General features: G+C 53.7%; 16 protein-coding genes. 10 read left to right on the top strand and 6 right to left on the bottom strand.

The genetic code is table 11. The annotated features are described in order from the left end of the window. The first annotated feature begins 41 nt into the window (after positions 1–41). The 5 genes from JNC80_RS01270 to JNC80_RS01290 all read left to right on the top strand — a co-directional run bounded on the left by JNC80_RS01270 (position 42) and on the right by JNC80_RS01290 (position 4455). Positions 42–764: an ABC transporter permease gene (locus JNC80_RS01270; protein ID WP_022710163.1), complete on the top strand. Its 723-nt coding sequence runs from the start codon at positions 42–44 to the stop codon at positions 762–764. Further along, on the top strand, positions 761–1495 hold the full coding sequence (locus tag JNC80_RS01275) for an ABC transporter permease (protein WP_022710164.1): 735 nt from the start codon (positions 761–763) through the stop codon (positions 1493–1495). The genes JNC80_RS01270 and JNC80_RS01275 overlap by 4 nt, the downstream gene beginning before the upstream one ends. Continuing rightward, positions 1492–2286 (top strand): ABC transporter ATP-binding protein, encoded by a 795-nt coding sequence (locus JNC80_RS01280; protein ID WP_075654253.1) that lies wholly within the window; start codon positions 1492–1494, stop codon positions 2284–2286. Before JNC80_RS01275 ends, JNC80_RS01280 begins: the two co-directional genes overlap by 4 nt. Before the next feature lie 180 nt (positions 2287–2466). After that, positions 2467–3330, top strand: a complete 864-nt coding sequence (locus tag JNC80_RS01285; protein WP_075654252.1) for a transporter substrate-binding domain-containing protein — start codon at positions 2467–2469, stop codon at positions 3328–3330. Between the two features lie 231 nt (positions 3331–3561). Beyond that, a complete protein-coding gene (locus tag JNC80_RS01290; RefSeq protein ID WP_376709260.1) occupies positions 3562–4455 on the top strand; it encodes a DMT family transporter in 894 nt (297 codons plus the stop codon). A 9-nt stretch (positions 4456–4464) separates the two neighbouring features. Here JNC80_RS01290 and msuE read toward each other — a convergent pair whose 3' ends face one another. Genes msuE through JNC80_RS01305 form a run of 3 tightly spaced genes read right to left on the bottom strand, consistent with a single transcriptional unit; the run spans position 4465 to position 6084 of the window. Beyond that, on the bottom strand, positions 4465–5025 hold the full coding sequence (msuE, locus tag JNC80_RS01295; protein WP_376709261.1) for an FMN reductase: 561 nt from the start codon (positions 5023–5025) through the stop codon (positions 4465–4467). After that, on the bottom strand, positions 5022–5696 hold the full coding sequence (locus tag JNC80_RS01300; protein ID WP_376709262.1) for a glutathione S-transferase family protein: 675 nt from the start codon (positions 5694–5696) through the stop codon (positions 5022–5024). Before JNC80_RS01300 ends, msuE begins: the two co-directional genes overlap by 4 nt. Before the next feature lies 1 nt (position 5697). Beyond that, complete coding sequence (locus JNC80_RS01305; protein ID WP_075654248.1) at positions 5698–6084, bottom strand: ArsR/SmtB family transcription factor; 387 nt, start codon at positions 6082–6084, stop codon at positions 5698–5700. A 254-nt stretch (positions 6085–6338) separates the two neighbouring features. Between JNC80_RS01305 and JNC80_RS01310 the strand changes: the two genes are divergently transcribed. The 4 genes from JNC80_RS01310 to JNC80_RS01325 are packed head-to-tail and all read left to right on the top strand — an operon-like array spanning position 6339 to position 11202. Next, positions 6339–7175 carry an ABC transporter substrate-binding protein gene (locus JNC80_RS01310; RefSeq protein ID WP_376709263.1) on the top strand — a complete coding sequence of 279 codons (837 nt, stop codon included), beginning with the start codon at positions 6339–6341 and terminating at the stop codon, positions 7173–7175. A gap of 39 nt (positions 7176–7214) precedes the next feature. After that, a complete protein-coding gene (locus tag JNC80_RS01315) occupies positions 7215–8345 on the top strand; it encodes an LLM class flavin-dependent oxidoreductase (RefSeq protein WP_376709264.1) in 1131 nt (376 codons plus the stop codon). Between the two features lie 2 nt (positions 8346–8347). Further along, a complete protein-coding gene (locus tag JNC80_RS01320; protein ID WP_376709265.1) occupies positions 8348–10177 on the top strand; it encodes a TRAP transporter large permease in 1830 nt (609 codons plus the stop codon). 26 nt (positions 10178–10203) lie between these two features. Beyond that, on the top strand, positions 10204–11202 hold the full coding sequence (locus tag JNC80_RS01325; RefSeq protein ID WP_376709266.1) for a TRAP transporter substrate-binding protein: 999 nt from the start codon (positions 10204–10206) through the stop codon (positions 11200–11202). 53 nt (positions 11203–11255) lie between these two features. Here the strand turns inward: JNC80_RS01325 and JNC80_RS01330 are convergent, their stop codons facing one another. Continuing rightward, entirely contained in the window at positions 11256–12284 is a 1029-nt protein-coding gene (locus tag JNC80_RS01330; protein ID WP_376709267.1) for a sugar-binding transcriptional regulator, read from the bottom strand. A gap of 164 nt (positions 12285–12448) precedes the next feature. On the opposite strand from JNC80_RS01330, the gene JNC80_RS01335 reads away from it, so the two are divergent. Then, a complete protein-coding gene (locus tag JNC80_RS01335) occupies positions 12449–13201 on the top strand; it encodes a hypothetical protein (RefSeq protein WP_376709268.1) in 753 nt (250 codons plus the stop codon). 47 nt (positions 13202–13248) lie between these two features. Here the strand turns inward: JNC80_RS01335 and ptsP are convergent, their stop codons facing one another. Then, positions 13249–15219 (bottom strand): phosphoenolpyruvate--protein phosphotransferase, encoded by a 1971-nt coding sequence (gene ptsP / locus JNC80_RS01340; RefSeq protein WP_376709269.1) that lies wholly within the window; start codon positions 15217–15219, stop codon positions 13249–13251. Positions 15220–15246: 27 nt separating this feature from the next. Beyond that, a complete protein-coding gene (locus tag JNC80_RS01345; RefSeq protein ID WP_121993897.1) occupies positions 15247–15627 on the bottom strand; it encodes a PTS glucitol/sorbitol transporter subunit IIA in 381 nt (126 codons plus the stop codon). Between the last annotated feature and the right edge of the window lie 89 nt (positions 15628–15716).

Consider the following 15716-nt stretch of genomic DNA (forward strand, 5'->3'; position numbering starts at 1 on the left):
TCCCACTTTTCCTGAAACTGCTCTAACCGGCCAAGGACATTATGAAGCAACTCAGCTTTTTTGAAATCCTCAGCTTCGGGCCTGACGGCTGGGGGCAAGTTCTGCTCACCGGCGCATTAATGAGTGTTGCCCTTGCTGTGACCGGCTTTTTGCTCGGCGCAGTCATCGGCGTGTTCGGTGCCTGGGCAAAAATCTCAGGCGGACGGATTACCCGTACCATCGCGGATGGTTATACAACCATTATCCGCGGCATTCCTGACCTGCTGATTATCTATCTGTTTTATTTCGGCGGCAGTGCAGCGATTACCGCGATTGGTAAACTGTTCGGCGCTGAAGGTTTTCTCGGCTTTCCGGGTTTCCTCGCCGGTATGTTGGCTATCGCCATTTCCTGCGGCGCGCATCATACGGAAGTTTTCCGTGGTGCGTTCAAAGCCGTTGCCAAAGGCGAGCTGGAAGCAGCAACCGCCTGTGGCATGGGTCGCTGGCTGAAATTCCGCCGTATCATTGCGCCTCTGTCGCTGCGTCATGCGCTGCCGGGCCTTGGCAATGTGTGGCAGGTATCGTTGAAAGAATCCGCTCTGGTTTCCGTGACCGGCGTTGTGGAACTGCTGCGTCAGGCACAGATCGGTGCCGGCTCAACCGGACTGCCATTCAACTTCTTCCTGATTGCCGGTGCCCTCTATCTGCTGATTTCGTCTGTTTCAGGCGGCATTCTGCAGTCTGCTGAGCGCTATTTCTCCCGCGGCGTGAGGAGAGCCCAATGAGTTTTGAATTCTTCGCTGAATCTTTTGTCGCCATGCTGGCGGGTCTGCCTCTGACCCTGAAACTGGCTGCGACTGCGATTGCACTGGGCGCCTGTCTTGCTCTGGTCATCGCGATGATGCGCCTGTCCGGCAATGTTGTGCTGGACTGGATTGCACGTATCTATGTGTTTGTGTTCCGCGGCACGCCGCTGCTGGTGCAGATTTTCATCATCTATTACGGCCTCAGCCAGTTTCCGGCGATCCGTCACTCTTTCCTGTGGCCGATCCTGCGTGAGCCTTACTGGTGTGCGGTTATCGCTCTGACGATGAACACTGCCGCCTATGCCGGTGAAATCATCCGTGGCGGTCTGCTGTCCGTGCCTCATGGCCAGATTGAAGCAGCCAAGGCCTGTGGCATGTCCCGCTTCACCGCTTTCCGCCGTGTGGTCATGCCGCTTGCTATCCGTCAGGCACTGCCTGCCTATGGCAATGAAATGATCTCGATGGTCAAAGCCACCTCGCTGGCCTCGATCATCACGCTGATGGAAGTGACCGGTATTGCTGCCAAGCTGATTGCCGAGAGCTATCGCGCGATTGAAGTTTTTGTCGTTGCCGGTGCAATTTACCTGTCCATCAACTTCATTCTGACCCGTCTTCTGCTGCTGGCTGAATACCGCCTGACGCCATATTTGCGTCAGCCTGTTCCTGTCAGCGTACCGGCCAATATTCCTACTGAAGGAAAAGCATCGTGAGCAATACAGTATCCGCATCCGCACCGGTCGCGCTGAAAGTCGAAAACCTGCGCAAAAATTTCGGTCAGGTCGAAGTGCTGAAAGGTATTTCGCTCGAAGCCCGCGAAGGTGAAGTAATCTCCATTCTCGGCTCTTCCGGCTCGGGTAAATCCACATTGCTGCGCTGCATCAACCTTCTGGAAACACCGACATCCGGTACGGTCACCATTTCCGGTGAAACCATCAAGATGGCGCAGAACTCCAAAGGCGAAAGCTATCCGACCGACAAGAAACAGGTCTCGCGCATCCGCTCGGAACTCGGCATGGTCTTCCAGAGCTTCAACCTCTGGTCACACAAAACCATTCTGGAAAATGTAATTGAAGCGCCGATCTATGTGCAGGGGCGCAACCGCGCTGAAGTCATTGAAGAAGCGGAAGCACTGCTGGCGAAAGTCGGTATTGCCGATAAGCGCAATTACTACCCTTCACATATGTCCGGCGGTCAGCAGCAGCGTGCAGCGATTGCCCGCGCGCTGGCGATGAAGCCAAAAGTAATGCTGTTTGACGAACCGACTTCCGCACTTGATCCGGAACTGGTAGGTGAAGTTCTTCGCGTGATGCGCGGACTTGCTGAAGAAGGCCGTACAATGCTGGTCGTGACCCACGAAATGGGCTTTGCCCGTGACGTTTCCAACCGCGTTATCTTTGTACATCAGGGTCAGGTTGAAGAAGACGGCGCACCGTCGGAAGTCTTCACCAATTCCAAGTCAGAGCGTTTCCGCAAATTCATCAGCCACGAAAATGCGGCTTAAAGCATTTCCAGCAAAAGTGCGAAGCGTCTTCGCGGGGAAATCAGTTCGCTGGACTGATTTCTATTCCCACTTCGATGCATAGGATAATGCGTAAAGACAAAGAGACAGAGCGGCTCAAAAGTTCAATCCTGAATGGAGCCGCTCTAAATGAACAAGAATAATTGTAAACAGGGTGCTTCTATGAAAATCAGCCTCATCACCAAATCGCTTCTTGCTTCTGCAATGCTGCTCGGCGCCGTATCGGCCAGCGTCACTGCACAGGCTGAAGAAAAGAAATGGACCAAAGTAACCATCGCAACTGAAGGTGCTTACCGTCCATACAACTTCACCAAGCCGGACGGCACACTCGACGGCTATGAAATCGAGCTGAGCAAATATCTCTGCGATCATATGAAAGTGGAATGCACGCTCGTTGCAACACCATTTGACAGCATGATCCCTGCTCTCAACGCCGGTAAATTCGACGCGATCATGGCTGGTCTGACCGCCACTGCAAAGCGCGAAGAAACCATTGATTTCTCGGTTTCTTACGGCCTGACACCACAGACTTTTGCAACGCTGAAAGACAGCCCATATGCGAAACTGCCGCATACCGGCGAAACTCTGTTCCTTGCCAATGAAGATGAAGCCACGAAGAAAGCCATCGGCGAATTTTCGACTTCAATCGAAGGCCGCACTGTTGGTGTACAGACCGCTTCGCTCGGCCTGACACTGCTCAACACCTATTTCAAAGATTCCGCTGATATCCGCGAATATAAGACAACTGAACAGCACGATCTGGATCTGAAGTCCGGCCGCGTTGATCTGGTTGTAGCGTCGCTGGCCTATCTGGCCGATGCTGCGAAAAAGCCAGGCAATGAAGATATCGTTCTGACCGGCCCTTACTTCAAAGGCGGCGTTCTGGGTCGCGGCGTTGCCGTTGGTCTGCGCAAGAACGAACCAGAACTGCAGAAGAAGTTCAGCGAAGCGATTGAAGCTGCAAAAGCAGACGGCACAATCAAAAAGCTGTCCGAAAAATGGTTCGGTTTTGACGTAACTCCATAAGTTACAGATACAATTTGAAATCATGAATGTGGCCGCGATTTTCGCGGCCACATTTTTTTATCGTGAGCAAAAGCAACAAGACCATGCTCAAATCCGGTCATCGCATAAAGACATGATCTGATCTGAAACTTTGATGATCCGCTCTGCGCAATATGATTGGACGGCAAGGCTTTGTATCTGTAGAAGCCTTTGTTATTCAAACATTTCTCATCCTGCATCCGGATCACGACTATGCCTGTATATGAACTCGCCGCACTCGGAGCCGCGACTTGCTGGGCGTTCACAGGTATTATTTCTGCCATTCCCGCCGGTCATGTCGGCGCATTGGCTTTTAACCGTGGCAGGCAGGTTTTCGTCACCGGATTATTGCTGATCTATGTGCTGATTTCCGGCTCATGGCGCGACCTCAGTTGGGACAGCGCAGTTCCGCTGCTGCTCTCCGGCCTGATCGGGATTTTCGTCGGCGACTCTCTGCTGTTCACCGCACTGAACCGCCTCGGCCCCCGCCGCTCCGGTATTCTGTTTGCGCTCAATGCACCGATTGCCGCCGTGCTTGGCTGGATACTGCTGGATGAAACATTATCGCCTATGGGTGTGCTCGGCATCGCCGTCACGATATCCGGTGTGTTGCTGGCCATTCTGTTTGGCAAGCGCCGTGCGCAAATCCATGAATGGGAAAAGATCAAAGGCCCGCTCTGGATCGGTGTCGGGCTGGGGCTGGCGGCGGCAACCGGTCAGGCTATCGGCTCCATTATCGCCCGCCCTGTCATGGCCAGCGGGATTGATCCGGCATTGGCCTCGCTGTTGCGTGTGGGTATTGCCGCCTGCTGCCTGACCGTGCTGACACAATTGCCGTTTCCGGCGCTCAAACCGAAAAAGCCTTTTACGCTGAAGATTGCCTTCCTCACCGCTTTGACCGGCTTTCTCTCGCTGGCACTGGGCATGACTTTGCTGCTCTTTGCGCTCTCCGGCGGTAAGGTCGGTATTGTTTCCACCATCTCGGCCACAACACCGGTGATTATTCTGCCGCTGCTATGGCTGCGTACCGGTGAGCGCCCCGCCAATGGTGCATGGCTTGGTGCTCTGCTGGTGGTAGCCGGAATGGCGCTGATTATGCTGCGCTGAGTGAGATACTCACTCAGCCGCCTGCTGCTGATAATGATGGCCGGACACCACACGCACCGCTTCAGAAACCGCCTGCGCAATGCGGTTCTCAATCAGCGCATTGCTCAGTTTACCATCGGTAAAATCACGATCCGAGACATAGATTGCAGTCGGCAGTGCAAAAGCCTCAAAGAAACCGAACAGCGGGCGCAGCTGATGCTCGACGATCAGTGAATGACGGTCACCGCCGCCGGTTGCAGCCAGAATGACCGGTTTGCCACGCAGTAATTTCGGATCAAGCAGATCGAAGAAATGTTTGAACAGTCCGGTATAGCTGCCTTTATAGGTCGGGGTGCCAACAACCAGCAGGTCAGCAGCGGCAATTTCATCCACAATGTCAGAAGCCTGCTTGTCGAGCTGCGACGGCCAGCGTGCAGCAGGAAACGACGCTCCCAGATCGGCTATATCATAAACGGATGAAACACCGCCGAGGGACAAAGCTGCCTGTCCGGCAATATGTTCAACAAAGCCACGGGTTTTTGACGGGCTGGTCAGGTTACCGGAAAATCCGGTTATGCGGGGCGCACTCATAGTCTTTCCTCAGAACTCTCAGAATTTTCATGTGTCAGCGGGGGCGGCAAAGGAATCTCCCCCGTAAAAACCGGCACGCGATAGCCGCGCTGCACAGCTTCTCGTTGCGCGATTTGCAGATACCAACGCCGGACGGAGGGATAATCATTGAGATTGATTTTATGACGTTCAAAACGCGACACCCACGGCCAGACTGACATATCGGCAATGGAATAGTCCCCTGCCAGATAATCTTTGCCGTTGAGATGCTGCTCCAGCTTCTCGTAAAGCCGCTTGGTTTCACTTGCGAAAAGCGCGGATGCTACCGGTGCCACATCGGGATGATAGGTCAGGAAATAATGCGCATGGCCAAGTGTGGGGCCTAAACCACCAACCTGCCAGAACACCCATTCCAGCACCGCATAGCGCTCAGCGCCTGATGTTGGCAGAAACCTGCCGGTCTTCTCTGCGAGATAAGTCAGGATTGCACCGGATTCCAGCAATGTCAGCCCGTTTGAATGATCTACAATCGCCGGAATTTTAGAGCCCGCACTGATCTTGCGGAAACTATCAGAGAACTGCTCGTCTTTGGTCAGGTCAATTGCATGCGCCTGATAAAGCAAGCCAAATTCTTCCAGCGCAATGGAGGTTTTCAGCCCGTTGGGCGTAATCCATGTGTAGAGATCAATCATATCAGTCAAACATCAAGTCGGGCATCAGGTCGGGCATCGCATCGGATGTTTGGCGGTTTGTTATATTACGTCCGGTCACATCTTCCAGCCCGTCAAAAATCTCCCGTAGCCGCAGCACAATTTGCTCAACACGCGGATCAGCCACACTATAGATCATCGTCTTGCCGTCGCGCCTGCAGGCAATGGCACCTGCCTCGCGCAGAATACTCAATTGTTGCGACAGGCTCGGCTGCGGAATACGTAGTTCCGCTTCCAGCTCACCGACCTGCGCTTCCTGCTCCATTAGATAACAAACCAGCGCCAGCCGGTTTGCATTGGCAATCAGCTTGAGCAGGTCACTTGCTGTGGTGACAGAACGGCATAAACGGGCTGCAACCGGCTTGGTCATTAAACCTCTCATTATAACCACGCGCAAACATTCTATAAAAAAATATATTGATAACTGATATTAATCAATATGTTATAAATTCAAGCGTTAAAAATTATGACCTGCGCACATGCCAAAAACTAGAATAATCCGTTATAAAGCCGCACAAAATTAGAACAGCCCGCTTTGGCTTTCATTTTACAAAAACGTAAATTGTATCTCAGTACCACAGGCGGATAATTCCGGTTTCTGCCTGTCTTCTGAAAGGGCAGTTTATGAAAATCGGTGTTCATCCCAGCAATCTGCATCTGCGTATCGCACAGGTCTGGCCTGATGCCTTTGCCGCACTCGATGGTGAGTTTGTTGCCTACCGAGAAGGACGCGACACCGGCAGACTGATTACAGAAGGCAAGATTGATTTTGGCGGCACCGGCTCAACCCCGCCGATCACTGCAGCTTTGGACGGGTTGCCTGTCAACTATATCGCCGCCTCCGCACCGCGCCCTGCCAATGGTGCCATTCTGGTGCGCGCTGACAGCCCGATCAAATCCACATCTGATCTGAAACACCGTCGCATCGGGCTGGTGGACGGCTCTTTCCAGACCTATTATCTGGCACGCAATCTGGAAGAGGCCGGTCTCAGCCTCGCCGATATTGAACGCGTCGAACCGGAGGTCAATGACGCCCTGCCCGCCCTGCTCGACGGTCGTGTTGATGCGTGGATTGCTATGGCACCGCGGCTGGAAAATGCACTTGAGCGCGATGATATCCGCCTGCTCTCACGCTGCGGCTCCACTATTCCCAACCGCTCTTTGTTCTGGACGCTGGAAAGCAGCGGGTTTGATGCCGCAACCCGCCTGAAAATTGCGCAGGAACTGGCACGGATAGGCCGTGAAATCACTGCCGATCCGCATCAGGCCGCCCGCAGGCTGGTGGAAAGCGGCGCAACGGAAGCCAGTTTGCAAGGCTGGGAAAAGGTAATTGCCTCACGCGATTTCACTGTCATTCCGGCGGATGAAACCATCCTCACAGAACAGCAGACAGAAGCAGAAGTTCTGCATCGTCACGGGCATTTTGACCGCCTTGCGCAGATTTATCCGCAGGCTGCCTGATCGCACCCATCACCGCAATTTACGAATACGGACAATGATATGAATATTTTCTGGTATATGTGCGCACCTGACGGTGCCTATCCGTGGAAGCCTGAAGGTTCCCGCAAGGTTGATCTCGGCTATTACAAGCAGCTTGCCATGGCATATGACCAGCTGGGCTATACCGGCGCACTCTTTGCCACCGGCGCCCATGATGTATGGGGATTGGCCAATTCGCTGCTGCCCTATACGGAGCGACTGAAATTTCTCGTTGCCATTCATCCGGGTCTGATTGCGCCGACTTTGCTTGCCAAAATGGCAGCGAGTTTTCAGGAATTTTCCAACGGCCGCCTGCTGGTTAATGTGGTATCGGGTGACGCTAAAATGCTCGGTGCCTATGGTATGAACATTCCCCATGATGAACGCTATGATATGGCCGATGAATATCTGACCATCTGGCACAGACTGTTTGCCGGTGAGAGTGTGGATTATCAGGGCAAATATTTCACTACAACCGGTGCCAAACTGGCACTGCCGGTGAGTGATACGATTGCCCCGCCGCCGCTCTGGTTCGGCGGCTCCTCCGATAAAGCGCTCGATGTTTCCGCCAAACATACCGACACTTACCTGTCATGGGGCGAAACACCGGAGCAGATCGGAGCCAAAATCGCCAAGGTCAAAGAACGTGCCAAGCAATTCGGTCGTACTATGCAATATGGCATCCGCCTTTATGTAATTGTGCGCGATACGGATGCCAAAGCATGGGAGGCCGCCAATGATCTCTATGCTCAGATGGATGCCGCATCCATTGCCGCCAATCAGCGCTTTGTTTCCAACACGGATTCCGTTGGTCAAAAACGCATGAGTGCTTTGCATGGCGGTGTTAAACCTGAAAACTTACGTGATCTGGAAGTTGCACCAAACCTCTGGGCGGGTATCGGCCTTGTGCGTCCGGGTCCGGGTACTGCCATTGTCGGCTCGCCGGATACGGTGATCCGCACACTGGAGGCCTATCGTGAAGCCGGTGTGGAAACATTCATCCTCTCCGGTATGCCATTGCTGGAAGAAGCCTATCGTTTCGGGGAAACTGTGCTGCCGCGTCTTGATGTTTCAACAGAAGTAAAGCAAGCAAAGAATTACACATGGTCAACACTGTTTGACCGCGACCTCTCCAAGGCAGTTCCGGCTTGACGATGAGTACAGTGAAGACCTATCCCGCGATCGCAATAACACCGGTGCAATCCTTTGCCAGAACAATGCTGACCAGCATTGAAAATCTGCTGGGTGCAATCTGTGCAGCGCTCCTTGCCGCATTGCTGCTGATTGTGCTGACAACAGTGGTGCTGCGCTACGGCTTCAATACCGGTCTTCTCGGCTCTGAAGAACTGGCGACATGGCTCTATGTTGCATTGATTGCTTTTGGTGCGCCGCTGGCCATCAATTCGGCACTGGCAATGCGGCTTGATCTGGTGACATCCCGCCTCTCGCCTTCGGGTCAGCGTGGCGCGGCTATTATTGCGGACACTTTCACGCTGATGAGCGGGCTGATCCTCAGCTTCGGCAGCGCGCGAATTGCTGTGCTGCTCGGCGGTATTTCTCCGACACTCGGCCTGCCGGAGTGGATCAGGTTCGGTTTTCTCGGTCTCGGCGGGTTCTTTATTCTGATTGTGCTGGGGCTACAGCGCATCAGCGAGAATAAAATACCGGATCTGCTGATTGCCGGTCTGCTGGCAACGGCGCTCTATATCGCGGTCAGTCATATCCATATTGATACGGATTTAAGCCCGAGCATTGTACTGGGTCTAATTGCTCTGGCCGGACTGCTGGTTGCTGCACCTTTGCCCCATGCATTTCTGGCCGCCGCCTATATTGCCATTGCCTTTGGCAGCACCTTGCCGGAACCGGCTGTGGTGTCTTCCACCGTGACCGGTATTTCCAAATTCCTGCTGCTGGCAATTCCGTTCTTTCTGCTGGCGGGCAGCCTGCTTACCGCCGCAGGCATTGCGCAGAAAATCGTGCAATTTGCCTCATCACTTGTCGGCCATCGCCGTGCCGGATTGGCGCAAACCACATTGCTGACCAGTGTACTGTTTTCCGGTGCTTCCGGCTCTTCTGTCGCCAATGCGGCCTTCGGCGCTGCAACCTTCCAGCCGGAACTGGTAAAGCGCGGCTATCCGCCTGCACAGGCCGGTGCAATTATTGCGGCGACTTCCGTGCTGGATAATGTCATCCCGCCGTCTATTGCTTTTCTCATTCTCGCAGCGGCAACCAATCTCTCAGTCGGCGCATTGCTTGTCGGCGGTTTTTTTGCCGGTGCGATCATGGCTCTCTGCCTTGCCGTCGCCATTCATCTGACCGTGCGTGAACAGGCAACACAGCCGCGTGCCAGCGGACAGGAACGCCTGCATTCAGCCATCGGTGCCATCCCCGCTTTCGGCCTTGGCATTATCGTTGTGGTCGGCATCCGCATGGGCGTTGTCACCACCACAGAGGCCGCTGCTATTGCTGCGCTCTATACACTGGTTATGGCTCTGATCGGCAAAGTCGGAACTGCATCGCTCTATGATATTTTCAGGCAATCCGGCAAAGAAGCCTCTGCTATCGGCTTACTTATCGGCACGGCCAGTCCTTTCGCTTTCCTGCTGGCGGTGGATGATATTTCCGGCACGATTTCCGATCTGGTCAACGGTCTTGGCGCGAACCCGATCATCATTCTGATTGCCATCAATCTCGTATTGCTGGTTGTCGGCCTTGTGCTGGATATTGGTGCTGCCATTTTGCTGTTCGGCCCGATCTTTCTGCCAATTGCCGTTGCTGCCGGTATTGATCCGGTGATGTTCGGCGTCATTCTCGTGGTCAATCTGATGATCGGCGGGCTGACACCACCGGTCGGTATGCTGGTCTTTGTGGTCAGCGGTGTTACCCGCCTCCCCGCCACGGCTCTTTTCAAAGCCATGACACCCTATTTCATCGCTCTGCTGTTTTCTCTCGTCATTCTCGGCGCATGGGCTCTGCTCATCTGACCTGCTCTCATAAGGATCCTCCCGCTATGATTACGCTTAACCGCCGCCATTTTCTGCGCACAGCCACGCTCGGCACTGCCACCGCCCTTGCCATGCCTGCCCTCATCCGCACGGCGCAGGCTAAAACCGCTATCACTATCGCCTCGCTATTTGGCGACGATAAGCCGGAAACCAAAATCTGGTTGAAAATCCGTGATCTCGTGGAAGCAAAACTGCCGGGACAGTTCCGTTTCAACATCGTCAAAGACAGTGCTTTGGGTGGTGAAAAGGAAGTAGCTGAGGGCATCCGCCTCGGCTCAATTCAGGGCAGTCTCTCCACCGTTTCCGCGCTTTCCGGCTGGGTGCCGGAACTGCAAATTCTCGACCTGCCATTCCTGTTCAAAGATGCTGACCATGTGCTGAAAACCGTGCAGGGCGAGACCGGTAATGATCTGAAAGAAAAGCTCAAAGCGCAGAACTTTATCGCTACCGGCTTCATCAATTACGGCGCGCGGCATTTGCTGACCAAAGAAGCCGTGACCAAGCCGGAACAACTCAAAGGCAAGCGCATCCGCGTTATTCAAAGCCCGCTGCATACCAAGCTCTGGAGCAATTTCGGTACCACGCCAGTGGGTATTCCGATCACGGAAACCTATAATGCACTGGAAACCGGCGTTGCCGATGCGATGGATCTGACAAAATCAGCCTATGCGAGCTTCAAGCTCTATGAGGTTGTGCCGTTTGTCACCGAGACGAGCCATATCTGGGCGTCGGGTGTGGTCTATTTCTCTGCCAATTTCTGGAACGGTCTCAATGCCGAGCAACAGCAGGTGCTGCAGGAAGCATCACAAGAGGCCACCGGCTATTTTAATCAGCTGATCGTTGATGATGAAGCCGCAGCGATCACCACGGCCAAAGAGCATGGTGCGCAGGTTCTGCAGCCGGAAAACTACGACCAATGGCAGGCCGGTGCAAAAACCGTCTGGGATGATTTTGCACCGGTTGTCGGCGGTATCGATCGCATCAATGCGATCAAAAATCTTTAATCCAAGGGTCAGCTAGCCATCCCCCTCCTCAGCCGGAGGGGGACGTTAGAGTTTTAACTCTCAACCTGATATTTCTTCAGCATTTCAGCGGCACTGATTTCATCGGTGATGAAAACCGTCGGTTTCAGCAGTTTCATCGCACCAAGCAATGCCACCACTTTTTCCGGCCCGCCGGAAGTGAGGATACGCACCGGTGCTTTTTGCAACTTATCCATGCTGACCGACATCACGCGCTCATGCACCGGATCGGAAACGATCTCGCCATTGCGGTCATAGAAATGGAACAGCATATCGCCGACTGCGCCATTCTCGATCAAAGAGCGCTTCTGCGCTTCATCAATCAGACCAACGCGATAGGATGTGCTGCTGGCCGTTTCAATGCCGCCGATGCTGAGCAGCACCATATCCAGATCATCAGCCATTTCGAAAACATCTTTCAGGCCGCAGCGTTCAACCAACGCCTCGCGCGTTTCCTGACTGTCAACCAGTGCCGGAGCGGGAATCAGATAGCCCTCGCCCTGAAAAATCTGCGCGAATTGCCAGGCAAATTCCGGCGGATTGAACCGGCGCGGCTGTGCAATTCCGCCGAGAAGCGAAATCACTTTAAGATCATTAAGACTGCGCGCACCGATATGCTGCAAAGTGCCGGATAATGTGCGCCCCCAGCCCACACCAATGCGCATACCGTGCTGTACTTTCTCGGAAAGATAGGCACCGGTTGCAGCGGCAATCGGCACAATCGGGTCAGTCTCCGGCGTTGACAGCGGTGCAACGATTGCCCGTTCCAGCCCGAAGGTCTGCTCCAGCATTCTTTCCAGCGCAGTCAGACCGGCCAGCTTGCCTTCAATCGTGATCTTCACCTCATTGCGGGCACGGGCTTCGGCCAGCAGCCGCACAATCGTTACACGACCGACACCAAGCACATCCGCAATGTCATTCTGAGTCATCTGCTCAACATAATACATCCACGCCGCGCGGGTGCGCAGCCGGTTGGTTTTATTCTCGCTGGCGACGCCTTCTGATCCGACGATAAATTCCGGTGTTTCCTGAACATTACCCGATTTGCGCTTTGTGCTTTTCAACCCAATTCCCCGAATATTTTGCACATACTTATACGACCTGCTGAAAGACTGGCCGATAAGCAGGTTTTTCTGCGCGCAGCTTATTGCTTTTTCAGCCATGAAGAAACAATAATCCCGTCATCATTTCGGGTTATACCCGCATCATGCGCGCAGGATGAACGACCATGCATCAGGACATTCCGAACGACATCGCCGTCAGTATCAAAGACAAGCTGCGAGGCCTGCGTTATGCCCTGCGCCGTACCCGTCACGGCCAGAATGAGGCTGCGGAACCGGCAATCCTGCCGGATATTGTCCTCAACCGTGCTGCACATGTTGCGGCAACAGTGATGGATAAAGCATTCAGCACCGCTGAAAATATCTCGATTTCTCTGGTTTCCGACAATCCGTCCATTCATGACACTGCGCCGGATGTGCAGGGTTTGAGCTTCTATTTCACAAGCGGGCAGGAAGGGCAGCGCGCGTTTCATCGCGATATGTATTATCTGACCAAGGCCGTGTTACGCCGCAACAAAGCAGAAAATGTGCTGATTCAGGAAGCCGTTTTCATGTCGGTCTATAATCATATGAAACAGCGCTATAGTGCGGATATTGCCCGCCTGCATGACCCGAAAACTGATGTGATCCAGCAGACTGCCAGACTGTGCACGGCGCTGTTTCAGGAAATATTGCGCCAGCAGCCGGTGCGCCAGTCCAGCAGCCTGTCCGAACAAGCTCTGATTTCAGGCTTTGCGGCCATTAGTCTGGCCTGTGGACTGGCAACGGCCAAACCGGTCGATATGGAAAATATTGATAATCTGGAAAGCGCCCTGCTGGCAGTGGAAGCACGCGGCGAGCGTATTCTTGAAAGCTTGCAGAACAAGGATGAAGCGGCTCTGCAAAAACTGTTTGCCACACTGATTTTTCATCTGCCGTAAAGACAAAAACACCGCTGCAACATTGCGTTTTGCAGCGGTGTTTATTTTTATTTTAGTTCAGAAATCAGCTTCTTTGCCCGCGGGATGGAAGCGGGGCTCATGCTCAGTTCTGTCAGCCCCATGCGGATAAATTCTGCAATCAGATCCGGTCGTGCTGCCGCCTCACCGCACATTCCCACCATAATACCGGCTTGCACGCCCGCTTTTGCAGTCATCTCAATGGCAGCCATTACCGCCGGATGTGAAACATCATTCAGCTTGGCAACGGTTGGGTTAAGCCGGTCTGCAGCCATAACATATTGGGTGAGATCATTGGTGCCGATTGAGAAGAAAGCGGCCTCCTGTGCCAGCTGTTGTGCAGCAAAAACAGCAGCAGGTGTTTCAATCATCACACCAAGGTCAAACTGACCGCAAGCCTTGCCCTCACTGAGCAGTTCTTGTCTGCATGTCTCAATCAAAGCTTTGGTTGCGCGGATTTCCGCCACATCCGAGATCATCGGCAGCATGACTTTAAGCTGACCATGCACGGCAGAACGCAGCAGGGCACGCAATTGCGGCTTGAAAATATCCGGCCGGTCAAGACACATTCGGATACCGCGCCAGCCGAGAAACGGATTCTCCTCCTGCGGAAATTCAATACCGGCAATCGGCTTGTCACCACCAATATCAAGCGTGCGTACAATCACAGGATAAGGTGCAAAAGCCTTCAGCAACGCTGAATAGGTTTCTGTCTGCATATCTTCCGATGGCAGATGCATATGTTTCATGAACAGCAGTTCGGTACGGAACAGGCCAACGCCCATTGCACCGGCAGCCTGCGCCACCTCAATCTCTTCCAGCGCACCGAGATTGGCGGCAACTTCAATTACTGTACCATCGGCCCGCTGCGGGATCATGGTACGATAGGCTTCCAAAGCCTGTTTTTCAGCCTTCGCGTCTGCAATACGCTGCTTGAAATCCGCGCAGATTGCTTCATCCGGATCCGGCGCGACACGGCCTTTACTGCCGTCAACAGCAATCTGCTTCACATCTTTCAACTGATGCACCGCCTTACCCAGACCGAGCACCGCCGGAATACCATGAGTGCGGGCAATGATCGCCACATGGGAAGTTGCGCCGCCATGGCCACAGACAATCGCACCGATCTTTTTCAGCGGTGCGCGGGCGAAATCCCATGCACCGATATCTTCAGCAATCAGAATAGCGCCATCCGGCAAGGCTTCCAGACTGATATCCTGCTGCCCCAGAAGCGCCAGACAAATCTGACGGCCAACGGCCTGCACGTCATCAGCACGGGCGTTGAGATAAGGGTCATCAATCTCTGAGAACTGACGGGCAACGGCTGCACTGGCACCGAGCATGGCGGAGAGCGCATCCAGCCCGCCACGGATCAGTCCTGTTGCTTCATCAAGCAAAGTCTCGTCCGCAGCAATATCCTTCAATGCCGCAATAATACCGCGATCGCTCTCGGCAAGATTATCCGCTTTCAGCTCCGCATCCATACGCTGCTGAACATGCGCGACAGCATCATGAAAACGGGCAAGTTCTGCGGATATTTCAGAGGTTTTCAACGTGCGGTTATCAGCAGAGATTTCCGGCGGGAAAAACGGATAGGCCTCACCAATTGCCACGCCTTCACTGGCCGCAATACCGGCTATAAAACCGGTCTCTTCCGGCTCTGCCACCGTAACAGCCGGAACTACTGGTTCAACAGATGCAGGCGCGCTCGCAACAACAGGAGCATCCGCATTTTCATCCAGACCCGACAGCGGATTTTCCAGATAGCCGATCAGCGTTTCCAGTGCCTCAATCGCATCTGCACCTTCGGCTCGTACGGTCACCGTGTCATTTTCCTTGACCCCGAGCAGCATCAGCTTCACAGAGCTTTTTGCGCTGACACTTTTGTCCGCTTTAGCAATCTCAATGTCCGATTCAAAGCTCTTGGCAAGCTTCACAAAGCGGGTAGCCGGCCGTGCATGTAAACCTTCATGCACCCGTACGATTGTCGAGCGTTCCATGCTATACCTGTTTCAGTCGTCTAAATATTATGCGTGAATGATAATAGCGGCGCCGGCCTGCAATTGTGCCACCAGCGCCTGCGTATCCACTTCGGAAGCGCAAATTTCTCCCGGACGCTCGGTGCTTTCAGAACCGTTGAACGAAATCACCACATGGCCGATATCCAGCACTTTTTGCCACGCGCTGGAGCCGACAGAAGTGATAGTCGCCTCAAGAGAACCGATGCTGATCTTTGCGCCGGTAGCAGGGGCTTCTGCAGACGGTTGGTCTTCCACCGCATGAAGCACAGAAACCTCAGCCAGCTCTGACGGAGAGCCGTCAGCAAACAGGATAACTACGCCGCCTTCAGCCAGATCCGCCACTTCAGGACCCACAGCGGTAATCCGCGTTTTAAGAGAAATTGTCATAATGGCGGAACCTTTCAATCTGTCATTCAAATTAGTATTAAAAGAGCGGTCAGTCCCTGGCGACCAGACCGCTCTTTGTATTGTGTATT

This window comes from Pseudochrobactrum lubricantis, from assembly GCF_041929865.1.
Lineage (GTDB): Bacteria > Pseudomonadota > Alphaproteobacteria > Rhizobiales > Rhizobiaceae > Pseudochrobactrum > Pseudochrobactrum saccharolyticum.

What these genes read in the sequence shown, in the direction of transcription:
- JNC80_RS01320 (WP_376709265.1), top strand. Translation starts at nt 8,348, where the DNA reads ATGAGTACAGTGAAGACCTATCCCGCGATCGCAATAACACCGGTGCAA.
- JNC80_RS01290 (WP_376709260.1), top strand. Translation starts at nt 3,562, where the DNA reads ATGCCTGTATATGAACTCGCCGCACTCGGAGCCGCGACTTGCTGGGCG.
- JNC80_RS01300 (WP_376709262.1), bottom strand. Translation starts at nt 5,696, where the DNA reads ATGATTGATCTCTACACATGGATTACGCCCAACGGGCTGAAAACCTCC.
- JNC80_RS01335 (WP_376709268.1), top strand. Translation starts at nt 12,449, where the DNA reads ATGCATCAGGACATTCCGAACGACATCGCCGTCAGTATCAAAGACAAG.
- JNC80_RS01270 (WP_022710163.1), top strand. Translation starts at nt 42, where the DNA reads ATGAAGCAACTCAGCTTTTTTGAAATCCTCAGCTTCGGGCCTGACGGC.
- JNC80_RS01315 (WP_376709264.1), top strand. Translation starts at nt 7,215, where the DNA reads ATGAATATTTTCTGGTATATGTGCGCACCTGACGGTGCCTATCCGTGG.
- JNC80_RS01305 (WP_075654248.1), bottom strand. Translation starts at nt 6,084, where the DNA reads ATGACCAAGCCGGTTGCAGCCCGTTTATGCCGTTCTGTCACCACAGCA.
- JNC80_RS01285 (WP_075654252.1), top strand. Translation starts at nt 2,467, where the DNA reads ATGAAAATCAGCCTCATCACCAAATCGCTTCTTGCTTCTGCAATGCTG.
- ptsP (WP_376709269.1), bottom strand. Translation starts at nt 15,219, where the DNA reads ATGGAACGCTCGACAATCGTACGGGTGCATGAAGGTTTACATGCACGG.
- JNC80_RS01345 (WP_121993897.1), bottom strand. Translation starts at nt 15,627, where the DNA reads ATGACAATTTCTCTTAAAACGCGGATTACCGCTGTGGGTCCTGAAGTG.
- JNC80_RS01310 (WP_376709263.1), top strand. Translation starts at nt 6,339, where the DNA reads ATGAAAATCGGTGTTCATCCCAGCAATCTGCATCTGCGTATCGCACAG.
- JNC80_RS01275 (WP_022710164.1), top strand. Translation starts at nt 761, where the DNA reads ATGAGTTTTGAATTCTTCGCTGAATCTTTTGTCGCCATGCTGGCGGGT.
- JNC80_RS01325 (WP_376709266.1), top strand. Translation starts at nt 10,204, where the DNA reads ATGATTACGCTTAACCGCCGCCATTTTCTGCGCACAGCCACGCTCGGC.
- msuE (WP_376709261.1), bottom strand. Translation starts at nt 5,025, where the DNA reads ATGAGTGCGCCCCGCATAACCGGATTTTCCGGTAACCTGACCAGCCCG.